13 protein-coding genes are annotated in these 17,801 nt (G+C 66.0%); 5 read left to right on the plus strand and 8 right to left on the minus strand.

The annotated features are described in order from the left end of the window. Positions 1-6: 6 nt before the first annotated feature. The 5 genes from A39O_RS35390 to A39O_RS0126800 all read left to right on the plus strand — a co-directional run bounded on the left by A39O_RS35390 (position 7) and on the right by A39O_RS0126800 (position 7,442). Positions 7-2,955 (plus strand): DUF1156 domain-containing protein, encoded by a 2,949-nt coding sequence (locus A39O_RS35390; RefSeq protein WP_020507739.1) that lies wholly within the window; start codon positions 7-9, stop codon positions 2,953-2,955. After that, entirely contained in the window at positions 2,955-3,266 is a 312-nt protein-coding gene (locus A39O_RS0126785) for a nucleotidyltransferase domain-containing protein (RefSeq protein WP_020507740.1), read from the plus strand. The genes A39O_RS35390 and A39O_RS0126785 overlap by 1 nt, the downstream gene beginning before the upstream one ends. Positions 3,267-3,428: 162 nt before the next feature. Further along, positions 3,429-3,731 (plus strand): nucleotidyltransferase family protein, encoded by a 303-nt coding sequence (locus A39O_RS0126790; RefSeq protein WP_020507741.1) that lies wholly within the window; start codon positions 3,429-3,431, stop codon positions 3,729-3,731. Then, complete coding sequence (locus tag A39O_RS0126795) at positions 3,721-4,059, plus strand: HepT-like ribonuclease domain-containing protein (RefSeq protein WP_020507742.1); 339 nt, start codon at positions 3,721-3,723, stop codon at positions 4,057-4,059. The genes A39O_RS0126790 and A39O_RS0126795 overlap by 11 nt, the downstream gene beginning before the upstream one ends. An 8-nt stretch (positions 4,060-4,067) precedes the next feature. After that, a complete protein-coding gene (locus tag A39O_RS0126800) occupies positions 4,068-7,442 on the plus strand; it encodes a Swt1 family HEPN domain-containing protein (protein WP_020507743.1) in 3,375 nt (1,124 codons plus the stop codon). A gap of 68 nt (positions 7,443-7,510) precedes the next feature. On the opposite strand, the gene A39O_RS0126805 is transcribed toward A39O_RS0126800, so the two are convergent. From A39O_RS0126805 to A39O_RS0126840, 8 genes are read right to left on the minus strand one after another with little or no spacing between them, the layout of a single operon-like run. Next, on the minus strand, positions 7,511-7,921 hold the full coding sequence (locus A39O_RS0126805; RefSeq protein WP_020507744.1) for a hypothetical protein: 411 nt from the start codon (positions 7,919-7,921) through the stop codon (positions 7,511-7,513). 16 nt (positions 7,922-7,937) lie between these two features. Further along, on the minus strand, positions 7,938-8,504 hold the full coding sequence (locus A39O_RS0126810) for a chemotaxis protein CheW (protein WP_020507745.1): 567 nt from the start codon (positions 8,502-8,504) through the stop codon (positions 7,938-7,940). Then, a complete protein-coding gene (locus tag A39O_RS0126815) occupies positions 8,494-10,236 on the minus strand; it encodes a diguanylate cyclase (RefSeq protein WP_020507746.1) in 1,743 nt (580 codons plus the stop codon). The genes A39O_RS0126810 and A39O_RS0126815 overlap by 11 nt, the downstream gene beginning before the upstream one ends. 51 nt (positions 10,237-10,287) lie before the next feature. Beyond that, positions 10,288-10,674: a response regulator gene (locus A39O_RS0126820; protein ID WP_040528886.1), complete on the minus strand. Its 387-nt coding sequence runs from the start codon at positions 10,672-10,674 to the stop codon at positions 10,288-10,290. 5 nt (positions 10,675-10,679) lie between these two features. After that, positions 10,680-12,890, minus strand: coding sequence for a hybrid sensor histidine kinase/response regulator (locus A39O_RS0126825; RefSeq protein ID WP_020507748.1), 2,211 nt, complete (start codon positions 12,888-12,890; stop codon positions 10,680-10,682). A gap of 10 nt (positions 12,891-12,900) precedes the next feature. Further along, entirely contained in the window at positions 12,901-14,487 is a 1,587-nt protein-coding gene (locus tag A39O_RS37190) for a CheR family methyltransferase (RefSeq protein WP_020507749.1), read from the minus strand. Further along, a complete protein-coding gene (gene cheB, locus A39O_RS0126835; RefSeq protein WP_020507750.1) occupies positions 14,484-15,536 on the minus strand; it encodes a chemotaxis-specific protein-glutamate methyltransferase CheB in 1,053 nt (350 codons plus the stop codon). The genes A39O_RS37190 and cheB overlap by 4 nt, the downstream gene beginning before the upstream one ends. After that, positions 15,536-17,539, minus strand: coding sequence for a methyl-accepting chemotaxis protein (locus A39O_RS0126840; protein WP_020507751.1), 2,004 nt, complete (start codon positions 17,537-17,539; stop codon positions 15,536-15,538). Before A39O_RS0126840 ends, cheB begins: the two co-directional genes overlap by 1 nt. Positions 17,540-17,801 lie beyond the last annotated feature (262 nt).

The raw sequence follows: 17,801 nt of genomic DNA on the forward strand, positions 1-17,801 counted from the left end.
TGTTTCATGACCATCAAGAAAAAACTGATCGAGGTCGCTCTGCCTCTGGAGGCGATCAATAAGGCATCGCTACGGGAGGGCTTCATCTATCGAGGCAACCCCTCAGCTCTGCACAAATGGTGGGCACAGCGACCGCTGGCGGCAGCACGGGCCGTGATCTTTGCGCAGATGGTCGATGACCCATCGGCCCATCCGGACCTCTTCAAGACCGAAAAGGCACAAGAAAAAGAGCGGCAGCGACTGTTTCGCATCATTGAGGAACTCGTGAAATGGGAGAGCACAAACAATGAGACGGTATTGCAGCAGGCGCGCGATGAAATATGGCAGAGCTGGCGATATACCTGCGCCGAGAACGCCGACTATCCGCGCGCTAAGGAGTTGTTCGACCGCTACAAGCTGCCTGCCTTTTATGATCCTTTCGCCGGTGGCGGGACACTGCCGTCGGAGGCACAGCGGCTGGGGCTGGAGAGCTATGCCTCCGACCTCAATCCGGTGGCGGTGCTGATCAACAAGGCGATGATCGAAATTCCGCCACGATTTGCAGGCAAACCACCAGTGAATCCGAATTCGCGTGCAGATGCCGTAAGCGGAGGCACTTGGATGGGCGCGACCGGATTGGCCGAGGATGTGCGCTATTACGGGCACTGGATGCGGGACGAGGCGGCAAAGCGCATCGGCCACCTCTACCCCAAGGTTGAGGTCACGGCGGAGTTGGCCCAGAAAAGGCCGGATCTGAAAAGTTCTCTCGGTGAGAAACTTACCGTCATTGCATGGCTTTGGGCGCGTACGGTGAAGAGCCCCAACCCGGCTTTTCCCAACATTGAGGTACCGCTTGCGTCCACCTTCATGCTCTCCACCAAGGCCGGCAAGGAGGTGTATGTTGAGCCGGTGATTGAAAATGGTAGCTACCGCTTCACCGTGAAAGTGGGTAAGCCAAAGGATGAGAATGCAGCGAAAAAGGGTACCAAACTGGCCAGAGGGAATTTTTCTTGCCTGATGTCCGGTACGCCCGTCTCGGGGGACTACATCAAGGTGGAGGCAAAGGCGGGGCGTATGGGTGCGCGGCTGATGGCAGTCGTTGCCTTGGGTTTGAGAGGGCGGGTCTACCTCGCGCCCACGTCTTCGCATGAGAATGCAGCGCGAAAGGCACAGCCAACGTGGCGGCCAGAAGGTGAAATCGCTGCCCGAATGACCGGTGGCAATTGCACGCCCTACGGCTTGACTTCGTGGGGTGATCTCTTCACCCCCCGCCAACTCGTGGCGCTGACGACTTTCTCCGATCTGGTGCAGGAGGTGCGCGAACAAGTGAAAGGCGACGCAATCCAGGCCGGGCTTTCCGATGATGGCAAAGCCTTGGAGAAACGCGGCGCCGGCGCTACGGCCTATGCTGATGCGGTGGCGGTGTACTTGGCGATGGCCGAGGACAAGGCAGCCGAATACGGCTGTACGATCGTTCCTTGGTATGCTAAGGAGGATCGCCCCAAGGGCTTGTTTGCACGCCATGCGATACCAATGGTTTGGGACTACGCCGAGGTCAATCCGCTCGCAGATATAGGAGGGACATTTATTGGCTCAGTCGGTATAGTTTCCGGCGCTCTCTCCGGCTGTGCTGCGGGTGGACCACCGGCCTTCGCTGAACAAGTCGACGCTATTGTAACTGAGCTTGCTAATGGCGCCGTAGTATCGACCGATCCACCGTATTATGACAATATCGGCTATGCCGATTTGTCGGATTTCTTCTATGTTTGGTTGCGCCGTTCTCTGAAGCCTGTCTTTCCAGCGCTTTTTGCTACGTTGGCTGTACCCAAGGCGGCGGAACTGGTGGCCACGCCGTACCGTCATGGCAGCAAAGAAAAGGCAGAAGCGTTTTTTCTCAAGGGTATGACACAAGCCATGAGCCGACTGGCCGAACAGGCGCACCCCGCCTTTCCGGTGACGATCTATTATGCCTTTAAGCAATCGGAGAGTGACAGCGCCGACGGCACGACAAATACCGGCTGGGATACCTTTCTCGCCGCAGTCATCGAAGCTGGCTTCGGGATCACCGGCACCTTGCCGATGCGAACCGAGCGGGGATCTCGCTCAATTGGACTCGGAACTAACGCACTTGCCTCCAGCATTGTCATCGTTTGTCGCCAACGCCCCACCGACGCCCCAACCGCGACCCGCCGCGAATTCGTCACCGCACTCAAGGCCGAACTGCCGGCGGCGCTGGCTCACTTGCAGAAGGGCAACATCGCTCCAGTCGATCTGGCCCAAGCGGCCATCGGCCCCGGCATGGCGGTCTACACCCGTTATGCAAAGGTGCTCGACGCCGAGGGCAACCCGCTCCCGGTGCGCGCCGCGCTGGCGCTAATCAATCAGACGCTGGACGAGGCCCTGGCCGAGCAGGAGGGCGACTTCGACGCCGACAGCCGCTGGGCGCTGACCTGGTTCGAGCAGACCGGCTTTGCCGAGGGCGATTACGGCGTCGCCGAACAGCTCTCCAAGTCCAAGAACACCGCCGTGGCCGGGCTGGTCGAGGCCGGCATCCTGGTGTCCAAGGCCGGTAAGGTGCGCCTGCTGAAACCCGCCGAATTACCCGCCGACTGGGACCCGGAGGACGAGAAAAGAGGAAAGAGAAGTGAGAAACGAGAGGGTTCTTCTCTCACTCCTCCCTCCTCTCGACTCACTCCTCACTGGATGATGGTCCACCAACTGATTCGCGTGCTGGAGACCGGCGGCGAAGGCGCGGCGGCGGCCTTGGTCGCCAAGCTCGGAAGCAAAGCCGAGACCGCCCGCGAACTGTGCTACCGCCTCTACACCCTGTGCGAGCGCAAGAAGCGCGCAACCGAGGCGATGGCCTACAACGGCCTGGTGCAGAGCTGGCCCGAGATCACCCGACTGGCGCAGGCATCGCCGCGCGCCGCCACTCCTGGTACCGGTGATCTGTTCGATGACGACGGGGGGCGATGATGAGTCTGATCGACGACGCACTGGCCTGCCTCAAGCCAGCAGTTCCGGCTGGCACCCTGCTGATTGTGTTCGGTTCGCAGGCGCGTGGTGATGCACGGGCAGACAGCGACCTCGACTTGCTAGTGGTGGAACAGGAGGTGCCCGACCGCTTCGCGGAGATGGCACGCCTGGCCACCCTGCTGGGTCGGAGTCTGATTCCCGCCGACGTGGTGGTGATGAGCGCGGACGCCTTCGAGCGCCAGAAAACGGTGATCAACACCCTGGCCTGGCGCGCGGCACAGGAAGGGCAGGCGTATGACTTGGCCGCTTGAGCTTACGCCGGCCCGTCTACCTCGTTTCCACGCTCCGCGTGGGAATGCAGTTTTGGCCGCTCCAGCGGCCCGAGTTCTCACGCGCGGCTTGCGCGTCGGGACTTGCTCCCACGCCGGAGTGTGGGAGCCAGAAGCGAAACCTCGTTCATTCCGGAGGATGCCATGCACTCAGCTTTGAATCTCCACGAAGACGCCTTGGTTCAATTCTGCAAACGACATCACATTCGCCGTCTGTCGCTGTTTGGGTCGCAGTTAAAGGGAACTGCGCGGGCGGATAGCGATTTGGACCTGTTGGTTGAATTCGAGCCGCAACATATCCCTGGTTTGCTTAGTATTTCCGGAATGGAAATCGAGCTGTCGGAGATGCTTGGAGGGAAACCAGTCGATCTGCGTACAGCAGGGGACTTGTCACACTATTTCCGTGATGATGTCTTGCGCATGGCTGAGGTGCAATATGCAGGATGAGGATCGCATCCGTGTTGGCCACATGATCGAGGCCGCCGAGGACGCACTGGGGTTCATTGCAGGACGCACCCGTGCGGACCTGGACACCAATCGCATGCTGCTGTTTGCGCTGGTGCGTGCCGTCGAGATCATCGGCGAGGCGGCCAGCAAGGTCTCGGATGAGACTCGAAACGCTCACGCGGGCATTCCCTGGAAGTCCATCATTGGCATGCGCAACCGCCTGGTACATGCCTACTTCGATATCGACGCGGATATTCTCTGGGTTGCGGTGACCGTGGAGATTCCGGCGCTGCTGGCTCAAGTGAAGGCGCTCACAAGGACACCATAGAGAACATCATGGCCATCACCAACCATGAGCGTGTCGGCAAATCGCTGGAGCATCTGAAGGCCGGGCTCGGCCCATTCGTCGAGCGCGAGATTCATGCCGCCATCGCCGCCAACGCCATCTCCATGGAGAAGGTCAAGGGCTTCGTCGACGACCCGAACCTCGCCAACCGGGGCATCTGCGAGTGGGACGCCGCGGCGCAACTCAAGCTGATGTGGGAGACCTGGAACGAGGTGTTCCGCAGGACGCTGGGTTACGCGGAACGCAGTCTGGTGTCGGAGGTCAGGAGTTGGCGCAACAAGTGGGCGCATCAGGAGCCCATCTCCAGCGATGACGCCTACCGCGCCCTGGACTCCGCGGAACGGCTGTTGTCTGCCGTCTCGGCCCCCGAGGCCGACGAAGTCGGCAGGATGAAGATGGAGCTGCTGCGTCAGCGCTTCGACGAGCAGGCGCGCGGCGAGAAACGCAAGTCGGTCAGCCAGGCCATCGAGAGCGGGGTGACGGGCAGCCTGAAACCCTGGCGTGAGGTGGTGATGCCGCACGAGGACGTGGCCAGCGGCCGGTACCAGCAGGCCGAGTTCGCCGCCGACCTGTGGCAGGTCCACCTGGGCGAGGGCACGGCCGAGTACCGCGACCCGGTCGAGTTCTTCCGGCGCACCTATCTCACCGAGAGCCTCAAGGGGATGCTGGTGGGTGCCTTGCGGCGGCTCTCGCCCTCCGCAACCGGGGCGGGTGGTGACCCGGTCATCCAGTTGCAGACCAACTTCGGCGGCGGCAAGACGCACTCCATGCTGGCGCTCTATCACCTGTTCTCCGGCATCGCACCGACCGAACTGGCTGGCATCGACGCGGTGATGGCAGCCGCCGGGGCAAGCACGGTTCCGACCGCCCGTCGGGTGGTCTTAGTGGGCAACAAGATTTCGCCCGGTAACCCGAGTGTCAAGCCTGACGGCACCGTGGTGCGCACCCTCTGGGGTGAACTGGCCTGGCAACTGGGCGGTCCGCAAGCCTTCGCCCGCGTGCAGGCGGACGACGCGCAGGCCACCAGCCCCGGCGATGTGCTGCGCGAGCTGTTCAACGACTACGGTCCCTGCCTGATCCTGGTGGACGAGTGGGTGGCCTACGCGCGCCAGCTCCACGACCAGAGCGACCTGCCGGCCGGCGGTTTCGAGACCCAATTCACCTTCGCCCAAGTGCTGACCGAATCGGCCAAGCTTGCCAGGAATTGCCTGCTGGTCATCAGTCTGCCGGCCTCGGATACCTCGGGCCGGTCGCACTCGGACGATGTGGAGGTCGGGGGCACCCGTGGGCGCGAGGCGCTGGACCGGTTGCGCAACGTGGTGGGGCGGGTGGAGTCCTCCTGGCGGCCGGCGAGCGCGGAGGAGGGCTTCGAGATCGTCCGGCGGCGCCTGTTCCAGCCGCTGTCCGACCCGGCCCAGTTCAAGGATCGCGACGTGGTGGCGCGGGCCTTCGCCGAGTTCTACCGCACCCAGCAGGCGGAGTTTCCGCCCGAGTGCCGCGAGTCGGACTACGAGCAGCGCATCAAGGCGGCCTATCCGATCCACCCGGAGATCTTCGACCGGCTCTATACCGATTGGTCGACCCTGGTGAAATTCCAGCGCACGCGCGGCGTCTTGCGGCTGATGGCGGCGGTGATCCATAGCCTGTGGGAGAAGGGCGACCGCAATCCGCTGATCCTGCCTGCCAATGTTTCAATCGACGATCCGCGCGTGCAGTCTGAGCTGACGCGCTACCTCTCGGACAACTGGGTGCCGGTGATCGAGAAGGACGTGGACGGGCCGAACTCCTTGCCGCTCAAACTCGACAGCGAATTGCCCAACCTGGGCAAGCTCTCGGCCTGTCGGCGGGTGGCGCGCGCCATCTACCTGGGCTCGGCGCCGACCACGGCCGCCGCGCACAAAGGAATCGAAGACCGGCGCGTGAAGCTCGGCTGCGTCATGCCTGGGGAATCGCCGGCCGTATTCGGCGATGCGCTGCGCCGCATGGCCGCCGCGGCGACTTATCTGTATCAGGACGGGCCGCACTACTGGTACTCGACCCAGCCGACCGTAACCAAGCTGGCCGAGGACCGCGCCGAGCAGTTCAAGCGTGAGCCGGACAAGGTGGCGCATGAGTTGGAGCAGCGCCTGCGCAAGGATCTGGCGCGCATGGGCGACTTCCCCCGCATCCACCCGCTGCCGCAGAGCGGCGCCGACGTGCCGGACGATCTGGATGCGCGTCTGGTGGTGCTGGGCATCGGGCATCCGTACAGCAAGGAGACCAACAGCCCGGCCGAGTTGGCGGCTAAGGCGATCCTGGAGACGCGCGGCAACACGCCCCGCCTGTACCGCAACACACTGGTCTTTCTGGCGGCCGACAAGACGCGTTTGCAGGACCTGGACGAGGCGGCGCGGAAGTTCTTGGCGTGGGTCTCGATCCTGGCCGAGCAGAAGAACCTGAATCTGTCGCCGTTTCAGGTGACCCAGGCCGAGACACAGCGGACCGCCGCCGACAGCACCGTGACGGCGCGGCTGCCGGAGACCTATCTGTGGCTGCTGGTGCCGGGACAAGCCACGCCGCAGGCCCCCATCACCTGGGAGGCACTGCGCCTCTCCGGGACCGACGCGCTGGCGATGCGCGCCAGCAAGAAGCTGCGCTCCGACGAGTCCTACCTGACCAGCTTCGCCGCGACGCGCCTCAAGATGGAACTGGATCGGGTGCCGCTATGGCGCGGTGATCATGTGGCGGTCAAGCAACTGGTCGAGGACTTCGCGCGCTATCTCTACCTGCCGCGCCTCAAGGACCCGAGCGTCTTGCTCCATGCCATCGGCGATGGGATGAATCTGCTGACCTGGGCGCAGGACAGCTTCGGCTTCGCCGATGCGTTCGATGCGGCCGCGGGCCGCTACCAGGGCTTGCGCGGCGGGCAGATGGTGACGCTGATCGATGCCCATGCGCCGGGGCTGGTGGTGAAGCCGGACGTGACGCGTCGGCAGATGGATGCCGAGCGGGCGGCCACTGCGCCGGTGAGTCCTTCTGGGGATTCACTGGGGACCGGACCAGGGGGCGAAAACACCACGACACCTGGTTCGGCTAGCACTTCCGAGCCTATCGAAACACCGACAACCGATCATCAACCAGCGGCGGCCAAGCCGAAGCGCTTCCACGGCACGGCTGTACTCGACGCGACCCGCGTGGGTCGTGACGCGGGCCGGATCGCTGAGGAAGTCATCGCGCACCTCGCCGGCTTGGTCGGGACCACGGTGACGGTGACCATTGAAGTCGAGGCCGCGATTCCGGCCGGCGCGTCGGACCATGTGATGCGCACGGTGACCGAGAACTGCCGGACGCTGAAGTTCACGAGCCAGGGGTTCGAGAAGGAGTAGCAGGTGATCAAGGCCCACCGACAGGCAAATCTCGAAAGGGTCTGTCTGGATGTCAGGTGCGAAGGCGTTCATGCTGCCGGCTGCTCGTCGCAAGCCAAACCACCGACATCAAGGATGATGATCAGCGCTCCCGGCTCCTGACCTTGCTGCCAAGCCAGGGCACGGATGCCGGGCAGGCGCAGCCTGGCGGCGAGCAGCGGCGGCAGCGGGTGGATGGCGCAGGCCGGCAGCCGGACTTGAACAACCGGTTCCTGGACGCGCACGCGCAGCACGCCGGCCGGGTGGGCGAGACGCAACAGGCGAGCTGGCCCCGCTCGCGTAACGACGCCCGGTAGGCCTTCCCCCGTCGGTAACCCCAGCAGAACGCCGATCGAGGGCGCGTCAGGGTCGGGGGTCGACTCCATGGCAAGCACCTGACCGGCCGCGACGCCCAGCCGCAGTGCATTCCAGCGGAACACGACCAGGTCAATGTCGGTCACATCGTGGGTCCAGGTGTCACTGGCGGGCGTCGCGCCATGACCGGAACAACCGCTCCATGTCCAGCGCCATGACCAGTTGTCCGCGATGCTCAAAGACCCCGGTGACCAGCCCTTGCAGCCGCTCCGGGAGGTTGCCGGGTGGGGGCAGGAGCGCTTCCGGCGCAACCTCGAGTACGTCTTCGACCGCATCGACCCGCAGCCCGCTCTCCATGTCGGCCGCGCGGCCGCGCAGGATGGCGGTGCGGCGCGTTGGTGGTCCATGGGGACTATCGAGCAGGTCGCCGAGCCGGAGCACCGAGCAGATGTTGCCGCGCACATCGATCACCCCCTCGAGTGCGGGCGGGCAGCCGGGGACGAAGTAAATGGGCGGGAGCGGCAGGATCTCCGCGACCTGCGCACCGGGAAAAGCGAAGGCCCGGCCGCTGAGGGTGAAGACCACCCATTGCACGCCGGGCACATCGACCGCGACGATGTCCTGATCGCCGCGGCGCCGGCGCTCCAGTGCCGCGGCCAGTGCATCAATTGGCGTATCAATTGGCGCATCGCCTGGCGGAAGGGTCCGCCCATTGGACTCATTGCCCATTCGCGTGCTCCGCGGCGATTGGGTCCTGGCTCCGGGAGCGGTCGTTCGCGGACGCGGTCTCGACCCGGTTGCGTCCGTTCCCCTTGGCGCTGTAGAGGGCCACATCGGCCGCCTCGATCAGCGCGTCGGCGGACGCGATCTGGGGGAAGGCGGCGATCCCCGCACTGAAGGTGCAGCGGAAGGTTGCATCGCCGGCATAGAACAAGACCTCGGCGAAACTCGTGCGCAGTTGGTCGAGGATGACCTTGCCGTCTTCCACCTCGACGCCGGGCAGCACCACCGCGAATTCCTCACCCCCATAGCGTCCGACCACGTCGCACTCCCGTAACCGCAGGCGCAGGCCCCGACTCAGCGCCATCAGCACCTGATCGCCGGCCGGATGCCCATAGGCATCATTGACCCGCTTGAAGCGGTCGACATCGATCATGGCGAAGCACAATGGGCGGCCGTCGCGGCGGGCGTTGGCGACCCCGATCTCCAGGAACTGCATGATGGTGTTGTGGTTGAACAGCCCGGTCAGGCCATCGCGCACCATCAGCGCGTGCAGGGTGCGCATGCGCTCGGCACGCAGACTGACCTCATTGACCAGACGCGCGGGCTCCACCGGTTTGGTCAGGAAACCGTCGGCACCGACTTCGAGTGCCCTGAACTGGCGCTCACGGTCGGTCTCCGATGACACATAGATGATGGGCAGGCTGACGTGACCGGGCATCTGACGCAACACCCGCGCCAGTTCAGGGCCGGAACATTGCGGCATATACATGTCCATCAGCACCAGATCGGCATTGAATCCCTTGAGCAGGTCGATGACCGCGGCGGGGTCGGTGGCAATGGTCGTGGTCATGCCCGCCTCCTCCAGCACCAGCGCGTGCAGTCGGGCAATGTTGGGTTCGTCATCGACGACCAGCACATGAAACGGAGTGGGCGACTCCCGGTTGGTCAGGGCATCCAGGAACTCGACCATCTCGGTGGTCTTCACGGGTTTGGTGCAGTAGGCGCTGCCGCCGGCTTTGACCGCCTGCAGCCGCGCCTGAAAATCGTCGCGGCTGGAGATGAACAGGCTCGGGACCACGTACCCGAGTGTCTCATGGAGGTCGGTGAGCGCGGCCGGACCGGCATGCTCGCCTTCCGGAAACATCACGTCCATGATCACCGCCGCCGGCGCTTCTGCCGCCACGGCCGCGCGCAGTTCGGCGAGACTGCTCAGTGCCGTGACCTGATAGCCGAAGCAGGCGAGTTGGGTACACAGTTGCTGGCCAAGATCGCCGTCGTCATCACACAGATAGATCCGTTTCGCGCGCCGCTGCGCGGCGTGCCCGGTATGGACCACTGCCGGTTCGGCCGCGGCCGGCAGGGGCTCAAAGCCGAACCGGTCGGCCGCGTTCGTCTCCTCGGCGGGCCGCGCCTGGAGGACCGCCAACTGATCGAGTGTCCGCTCCAGGGTTGCGCGCACCTGCGTCGACATGGGTTCGGCGGCGGTGAGCGCATGGCGGACCGTATCTTCCGCTTGCCGTGCCAGGTCGCTGATTGCCGCCAGACCGAACGAGGCGCTGCTGCCCTTGATGGTGTGAAATACCAGCGCCAAGCCGGTTAGTGCCTCCGGCTCCACGGGGGTGTCCGGGAGCGCCGCCAACCGCAAGCGCGCCTCGCTGATGCGTTGCGGCAACTGCGCAAGGAATGCGGACCGCAGCCGTGCCTTGCGGGTCTTGAAGGTGTCCGATGGTGCTGTCATAGCCGTCGAATCGCTAGCCGAGCACGAAGTGTTTTCGCCTGAGATCCGGCATCATGCGGATCGCCCCTGCACCAGACCAGCCGGGTCGACGGCCAGTGCCGCGACCAAGGCCGGCAGCCTATCCTCCAGCGCCGCGTCCTTCATCAGCACCCCTGCCAGCCCCGGAGCCTGGGCGTGCAGCGGCTCCGGGTCGTCGCCGGTGAGCAGGATGAAGGGGCGCGCGCGGCCCTGGGCGCCGTGTTCCCGGAACAGTTCAAGGCCGCTGATCAACGGCATGTTCATGTCCGAAACGATCAGCTCGATGGTGGCGTCGGCCGCCAGCAGGTCCAGCGCCGCGATCCCGTTATCGGCCAGGACGCAGTCATGGCCGGCATCTTCCAGTACGGCCGCCGCCAATTCACCGGCCAGGGGGTCGTCATCAACAATAAGTATTCGCATGATCTTCACCCCAGCAAATTGTGCAAGGTTTCAAGCAGGCTGGATTGATCGAAATCGCCTTTGACAATGTAGGCGTCGGCGCCGACCTGAATCCCGCGTCGCTTGTCTTCTTCCTGTTCACGCGAGGTGATGATCACGATGGGGGTGGCCTGGTAGCGGTCGTGCGTGCGCAGTTTCGCGGTGAGCGAGAAGCCGTCGAGACCAGGCATCTCCACATCGGTCAGCACGGCATCGAAGCGTCCACCCAGGGCCTTCTGCCAGCCATCGAGTCCGTCCTCGGCGGTGGTCACCCGATAGCCACAGGCTTCCAGCACATCCTTGACGATCTCGCGGGTATTGAACGAGTCATCGACGACCAGAATGTGCCAGGGCTCATCCCGGCCCGGCCGTGCGCCGGCGCCGGCCGTACCCTGGACGGCGGTCTCACCGCGGGTGCGGCGCGCGGTCTCCATGAGGCTCGGCGCCTGCAGCACGCTGACCAGGGCATTGTCGCCGGTCACTACGATACCACCGACCAAGGGGCAGCCGCGCATGTGCTCGGGCAGCGTCTTGATCACCATCGCACGCTCGTCGAGCAGTTGATCGATGATCAGTCCCAACTTGGCCTGGCGGACCCCGATCACGACCACGAGGCGCATCCCGTCGCCCCGTCGCACGGTTCCGGAGGCCCTGTCCCGCGCGGCTGGAGTGGGTGGCAGACCCAGCAGTCCCGCCAATGGGATCAGCGGTACGAACTCGTTGCGCAGTACCACCGCCGGGCGTCCCGCCAGGGTGATCGCCTCGTGCGCCATCACCCGCAGCAGTTCGACCACATGCTGGGCGGCGAGGGCGAACCGTTGCCCGCCGCAGGCAAACACCAGCACCCGCATCACCGCCAGTGACAACGGCAGCGTGAAGGCGAAGGTGCTGCCCTCACCGGTGCGGCTCACGAGTGATACGGCACCTTGCAGCACATCGTTGACAGTGTGTTTGACCGCGTCCAGTCCGACGCCGCGCCCGGACAGGTCGGTGATGATCTCGCTGGTGCTCAAGCCCGGTGCAAAGCTCAGCTCCCACACCTGATCGTCGGTCAGCGTGGCGACCCGCGCGGGGTCGAGCAGACCCTTGTGCAGTGCCTTGGCAATGATCCGCTCGCGGTTCAGGCCGCGGCCGTCGTCGCTGACCTCGAGGACGACGCCGCCGCCGGTCTGGCGCGCGCTGATCCGCACCTGTCCGACCGCCGGCTTACCGGCGGCCCGGCGGGTCGCGGGGTCCTCGATCCCGTGATCGACGGCGTTGCGCAGCACATGGATCAGGGCGCTGCCCAACCCCTCGATCAGTTGCCTGTCGAGTTCGATCTCACCGCCCTGTACCTCGCAGCGCACCTCCTTGCCTTGGGCGCGCGCCAGCTCGCGGACCATCCGCGCGGCGGGATCGAAAACCATGGCGAGCGGCAACATGCGCAGCACCAGTGCCCGCTCGCGCAGTCCGGCGACCAGCAATTCCTGGGCTTGCACATCATCGCGCAGGTCATGTGCGAACCGTTGCGCGGCCGCCGGGTCGGCCAAGCCGCCGGGTGCGCGGCCGTCGCCGACCGCCGGCTTGCGTGCCGCCCGGCCCAGGTGTTGAGCCTCCAGAACGCGCTGCCGCAGTTGGACTTGAACCGATGTCACCTCGCCGATCAGACGGATCAGCTCGTCGAGCTTTGCCAACGGAACCCGCACGCTGTCGAGCGCGTGCTGCGCAGGTGCAGCGGCGGCCGGCGGCGTGACCGGGCTTGGTTGGTCGGGGGTGGCATCGACTGGAGACTGGCCACTCCCGATCAGGTCCGCGGTGGCCGGCGCCGCCAGCCCCGCGGCGGCCGCACGCGCCAGGGTGTCGCAGAGTGCCGGATCGGCCGGTGGGTCTCCACCAACCGACTCCAGTTGATCCAATTGGGCGGCGATCGCATCGACTCCGGTCAATAGCAGGCTGATGCCGGTCGGGTTGGCCCGATAGTGTCCGGCGCGCAGGGCGCCCAGCAGGTCTTCCAGGTGGTGGGCGGTCGTGCTGATTCCGGTGAGCTTGAGCATCCGTGCCGAGCCCTTGATGGTGTGGGCGGAGCGAAACAGCGCGTTGATTGCCTCGGCGTCATCCGGTTGGGCTTCCAGCGCGGCGAGTCCGGTCGTCAGCCGGGTCAGGTGATCCCGTGCCTCGCCGCTGAAACGTCCGATGAACTTGCTCAGATCCAGGGCCATGACGGGTGCCTCAGGCGGCGTCCGCGAGCCCGTGCAGGCGTGCCTCACACAGCAGCCGCAGGTCGGTGAGCGAGAGCGCCGACGGCAGCGGGCCGGTCTGTGCGGCACCAACGCCCGCTCGCGCGTTGGTCAGTTGACGCAGGACGATCCGGTATTCGCGCCGTGCCGCATCGCCACGGCCGGCATCGCGATGACATTCGGCCAGTTGGAAATGGGCCGGCCAATGCTCCGGACGCTGGTAGATGGCGCGCCGCAGCGCGTCGACAGCCTCGTCCAGGTCACCCCGGGCGCGGGCGATGCGGCCGAGCAAGACCAGCGCGTCCACTGACCAGGCATCGGCGTCCAGCACCTGCCGCGCCGCGGTCCGGGCGGCCTCCAGGTCGCCACGCTCCAGCAACAGGTGCGCTTGCAGGGTCATGCACTCGGGGTCTGTCGCGGCGGCGACGCCGAGCGGGGCGAGGCAGGCAAGGGCCGCATCGACCTGCTCGGTACGCGCCAGACCGAGCGCTTCCTGGTAGCGCCGGGCGGCCGGTCGGATCGCCGCCGCGGCTTGCTCCGTGGGCGCGGCGTAGGGTCGCGTTGCGACAACCCGCGCGGCGTTCCCATCGGCAACGCGCGGATCCGGGTGCGTCCGCATGTCCGCGAGCGAGTCCGGGTTGGCGGACGGTGCAGCGCGGCGGGACGTTGCTTCCCCGCGTGTGCGTGCCTCCGCGGCCGGTGCGCTCCAGCCGTTCGGGAGTGTACCGGCAGGTGTCGCGGCGCGACCGCGGGTGGGTTCAGGAAGCCGCTCCGGCGACTGCTTGGCAAAAAACCAGACCCCTTCATGGTGCCGTGTCGGCAGCACGCCGAGGTCGTTGGCCAGCGTCTCGGCGGTACCGACGATCAGGTAGCCGTCGGGTCGCAGCAGCGCGCTCAGCCGATTCAGCACGGCGGCGCGGGTGGCCGCGTCGAAATAGATCGACAGATTGCGGTAGAAGATCAGATCGTGCCCGATGAGGTCATCAGGGAACGGCTCGGCGAGCAGGTTCAGCGGGCGAAAGCGGACCTGACGACGCACCGCCGGGGCGATCAGTCGGGTGCCGTCCGGCGCCGACGTGAACCAGCGGGCGATCAGGTCGTCCGGCATGGCGCGGAAGGAAAAGGATCGGTAGCGTCCGCCCCTGGCCTGCTCCAGAGCGCGTTCGTCCACATCGGCGGCGCTGATCTGAAACCACCGTTCCGCCTGCTCACCCCAGCGCTGGCGCAGGGCGATGGCGATGGAGTAGGGCTCCTCGCCGGTGGCGCAGCCCACTGAAAGGATACGGATCGGATCATTCGGGTCGCGCGTGTGCAGCAGCCGCGGGGCAAGGTGCTCGGTGAGCAGCCGGAAATGGTGAGGCTCGCGGTAAAAATAGGTCTCCTTGATGGTCAGCAGGCTGGTCAGCGCTTGCATGACCGCCGCATCCTCGCGCAGGCGCGTCAGGTAGACGTCGGGGGCCGTCGTGCCCAACGCCGCCATTTGCGCCTCGACGGCACGCTGCAGCCAAGCTTCTTGGTAGCCGTCGAAGTGCAACCCCAGCCGCTCCCGAATCAGCACCTTGGTCTGGGTCAGGTTCATTCGGCGATGCCGCGGCCGGCGAGCCGGATCAGTTCGGCGGCGATGGCGGTCAATGGCAGTACCTGTTGTACGCCGCCGGCCATGATCGCCTCCCGATTCATGCCGAAGACCACCGAGCTCGCCTCGTCCTGGGCAATGGTGGTGCCGCCGGCCGCGGCGATGGCGGCGATGCCGCGCGCGCCGTCCCGGCCCATGCCGGTAAGGATGATGCCGATTGCGCTGCGCCCGGCGGTCGCGGCTACCGAGCAGAGCAAGCGGTCGCAACTCGGGCGATAGCGGTCGCCCTCCAGGCGTGGACAGAGCTGGATGGTGCGTCCCGCCAGCACCGTCAGGTGGCTGCTGGAGTCGGCCACATAGATGCGGCCGGGTACCAGTTGATCGCCGTCGCGCGCCACTTCGACCGGTAACCGACAAAGATCGTCGAGCCAGTGAGCCATGCCCGCGGCGAAGCCGTCGGAGATGTGTTGGGCAATCAGGACCGGGGCCATGAGCCCCGGCGGCAGCACCGGCAACAACTGGGCCAAGGCCTGGGGTCCGCCGGTCGACGCGGCAATGGCGATCACCGGGTGACCGGGCGGGATGGTCGTGGGGTGGTCGGGCCTGCGGTCGGGTGCGGCGGCGGCCCCCGGGTGGCGCGCGCGCAAATGCCGGATCACCGGGACGCCGGCCAGCATCCGCAGCCGCGCGGTGAAGGCCGGCCCGGCGTCCGTGTCGGGTTTGGGGATGGCATCGAGTGCGCCGCGGGCGACCGCGGCCATTGCCTGGGCGGCATCGGTGAGGTCCGAGACGACCAGGATACGGGTGGCACAGCGGTCCATGATCTCGGCGATGGCCTGCATCCCGTCCATGACCGGCATGCGCAGGTCCATGGTCACGAGGTCGGGACGCAAACGGCCCGCCTGCTCCACCGCGGACTGACCGTCAGCCGCCTCGCCGCAGACCGTCAACCGCGGGTCGTCCTCGATCATGGCCCGCAGCAGACCGCGGGCCGTGTCACTGTCGTCCACCACCAGCACCCGCACCGGTCCCTCGTGCCGCGCGGCGGCCATCAGCCGACGCTCGCCGGTCCGGCGGCGGCCTGCCGGTCTGCTGCTGCCCGTGCGGCAGACGCGTCCGTTGCCGCGGCGTCATCAGGATGGCCGGGCGTATTCAGTTTGAAGCCTTCGACCTGGCCCTTGAGTCCCGCGGAGAGCCGCGTCATCGCCTGAGCGATGGCGGCGATGCGCCGCACGGACCCGGCGGTGTCGGCGCTGGCGGTGACGATCTCGCGCAGGGCCACCACCACCTGGGTGCTGGCCGTGCGCTGTTGTTGACTGGAGAGGCTGATCTGCTGAGCCGCGCTGGTGGTCTGCCCGGCATCGGCAACCAGGGCGTTGAGGAACTCCGCGGCTTGGGCCGATTCGGCCATTCCCTGCGCGATGCCCGTGTTGCCCTTCTCCGAGGTGACCACCAGGCGGCTGATCGACTCCTGGATCTCGCCGACCTTGGTCTCGATCTCGCTGGTGGACTCGGTGACCGAGTCGGCCAGGCGGCGGATTTCAGCCGCCACCACGCTGAAGCGCTTGCCGGACTCACCGGCCGAGGCGGCCTCCAGCGCGGCGTTGAATGCAATCAATTTGGTCTGATCGGCCACCGTGTCGATGATCTCCATGACCCGGGAGATTTCTTTGGACTTGTGCCCCAGATCGACGATGTCGGCCAGTGCGCTCTGGCTGTCGCCGCGGATGGCCCCCATCCGGTCGGCCAGCCGCTGCATCGCCTGCGCACCCGCGCGGCTTTGATCGAAGGTGCGCCGGGCCACCTCGACCACTGATTCGGAATACTCGGCGATCTGCGTCGAGGACGCGGACAGCTCCTCCATGGTGGAGGTGATTTCCGCCACCGAGGCGGACATCTCGGTCGAATTGGCGGCCTGGCCATCGACCGCCTGGGCGATTTCCTGGGCGGCCCGATGCACCGCGGCGGCATTGGTATCCACCTCCGCCACCAGCGAATGCAGATGGCCGCGCATCGCATTGGCGGCGCGCGCCAGTTCAGCCAGTTCATCCTTGCCCCCGGCGGGGACGTCATGGCTGAGATCGCCGGCCGCAACCCGCTGGACCCCCTGGGTCAACAGTCGAATCCGCCGGCTCAGTGCCCGCGCCGTCAGCAGCGCGATCCCCACGCCGACAAGCAGGGCCAGCCCGCCGCTCAGCCGGGCTTGCGTGGTGGCGTCGGACATGGCGGTCTGATAAAGCGACCGATCCCGCGCTACCTCGGCCACCCCGAGCGGCGTACCGGAATAATCGCGAACGACCGCGGCATAGACCGCCAGTTGGCGGCCGTCAACCGTGATTTCGACTAGTTGCGGCTCCCCGGCCAGCGCCGCGCGCAGCACGGCGGGGGCGAGCAGCGCCCGCTTGCCGTAGGTCGTGGCGAAGGTCTCGATGGTGTCGTCGCTCACCAGATGCAGTCCGGCATCGACGCCGAAATTGACCTTGAATGCATCGAAGAACGGCTGGCCGAACGACATGCCGAATTCGACCACACCCAGATGCTGCCCGCCGTCGAAGACTGGGACCATCCCGCGGGCACCGAGCCCGGCGACCCCGACCTCGAGACCGCGTTGCGGGGCGCGGGTGTTATTGGCCTCCACCACCGATTTGCGGATGGCCGACAGGTCATCGCCGAACTTGTCTAGCAGGTGCAGGCGCAGGAAGGAGGTGGCGGGCGGGGTATGGAACTGGAACTGCACCGCGCCGTAGTCCTTCGCCAGAACCTGGTAGGGCGGCAACAGGGTGGCCTGCAGCCAGGCCCGGTCGCCGGCGGCGAAATGGCTCTGCACCTCCGGCAGGTTGGCCACCAGGGCGCTGAGCGCCTGCGCCAACCGGGTTTCGGCCGCCACCCCGGCGATCAGACTCTGCATCGATTGGCGCAATTCGGCGCGCTCGGCCGTGAGGATCACCTCGCGCAGGCTGAGCAGATTGCCGTAGCCCTGGGCACTGACCGCCAGCAGGATCGCTAGGCCCATCCCCAGCATGATGTTGGCCCAGAGGTGCAGATTCTTGAACATCGAGACTCACCTCAGGCGGCAGGCGGCGCCAGGTCTGGTCCAGCGATCGGTTTGGTTAATTAAGCATAACAGTAGCAGGGATTCAACGGCAGATCAGGCCGTGGTTCGCAGGATGCACCGGCAGGTGCCGGATCACTCGCGCCCGGTGATCGGGCGGGGCTTGAAGTGGTTGCCAACCCGACGCGCTTGGGCGAGCATCGCGGTTTCCGGATCGCCGGGTGCTGACCCGCGATCCTTCGCCTTTTCCGGATGGAAAGGCGCC

The organism is Lamprocystis purpurea DSM 4197, assembly GCF_000379525.1.
GTDB lineage: Bacteria > Pseudomonadota > Gammaproteobacteria > Chromatiales > Chromatiaceae > Thiodictyon > Thiodictyon purpureum.

Bases quoted from the DNA above. Each gene is read 5' to 3' on its own strand.
- A39O_RS35390 (WP_020507739.1), top strand. From the start codon at position 7: ATGACCATCAAGAAAAAACTGATCGAGGTCGCTCTGCCTCTGGAGGCG.
- A39O_RS0126785 (WP_020507740.1), top strand. From the start codon at position 2,955: ATGAGTCTGATCGACGACGCACTGGCCTGCCTCAAGCCAGCAGTTCCG.
- A39O_RS0126790 (WP_020507741.1), top strand. From the start codon at position 3,429: ATGCACTCAGCTTTGAATCTCCACGAAGACGCCTTGGTTCAATTCTGC.
- A39O_RS0126795 (WP_020507742.1), top strand. From the start codon at position 3,721: ATGCAGGATGAGGATCGCATCCGTGTTGGCCACATGATCGAGGCCGCC.
- A39O_RS0126800 (WP_020507743.1), top strand. From the start codon at position 4,068: ATGGCCATCACCAACCATGAGCGTGTCGGCAAATCGCTGGAGCATCTG.
- A39O_RS0126810 (WP_020507745.1), bottom strand. From the start codon at position 8,504: ATGGGCAATGAGTCCAATGGGCGGACCCTTCCGCCAGGCGATGCGCCA.
- A39O_RS0126815 (WP_020507746.1), bottom strand. From the start codon at position 10,236: ATGACAGCACCATCGGACACCTTCAAGACCCGCAAGGCACGGCTGCGG.
- A39O_RS0126820 (WP_040528886.1), bottom strand. From the start codon at position 10,674: ATGCGAATACTTATTGTTGATGACGACCCCCTGGCCGGTGAATTGGCG.
- A39O_RS0126825 (WP_020507748.1), bottom strand. From the start codon at position 12,890: ATGGCCCTGGATCTGAGCAAGTTCATCGGACGTTTCAGCGGCGAGGCA.
- A39O_RS37190 (WP_020507749.1), bottom strand. From the start codon at position 14,487: ATGAACCTGACCCAGACCAAGGTGCTGATTCGGGAGCGGCTGGGGTTG.
- cheB (WP_020507750.1), bottom strand. From the start codon at position 15,536: ATGGCCGCCGCGCGGCACGAGGGACCGGTGCGGGTGCTGGTGGTGGAC.
- A39O_RS0126840 (WP_020507751.1), bottom strand. From the start codon at position 17,539: ATGTTCAAGAATCTGCACCTCTGGGCCAACATCATGCTGGGGATGGGC.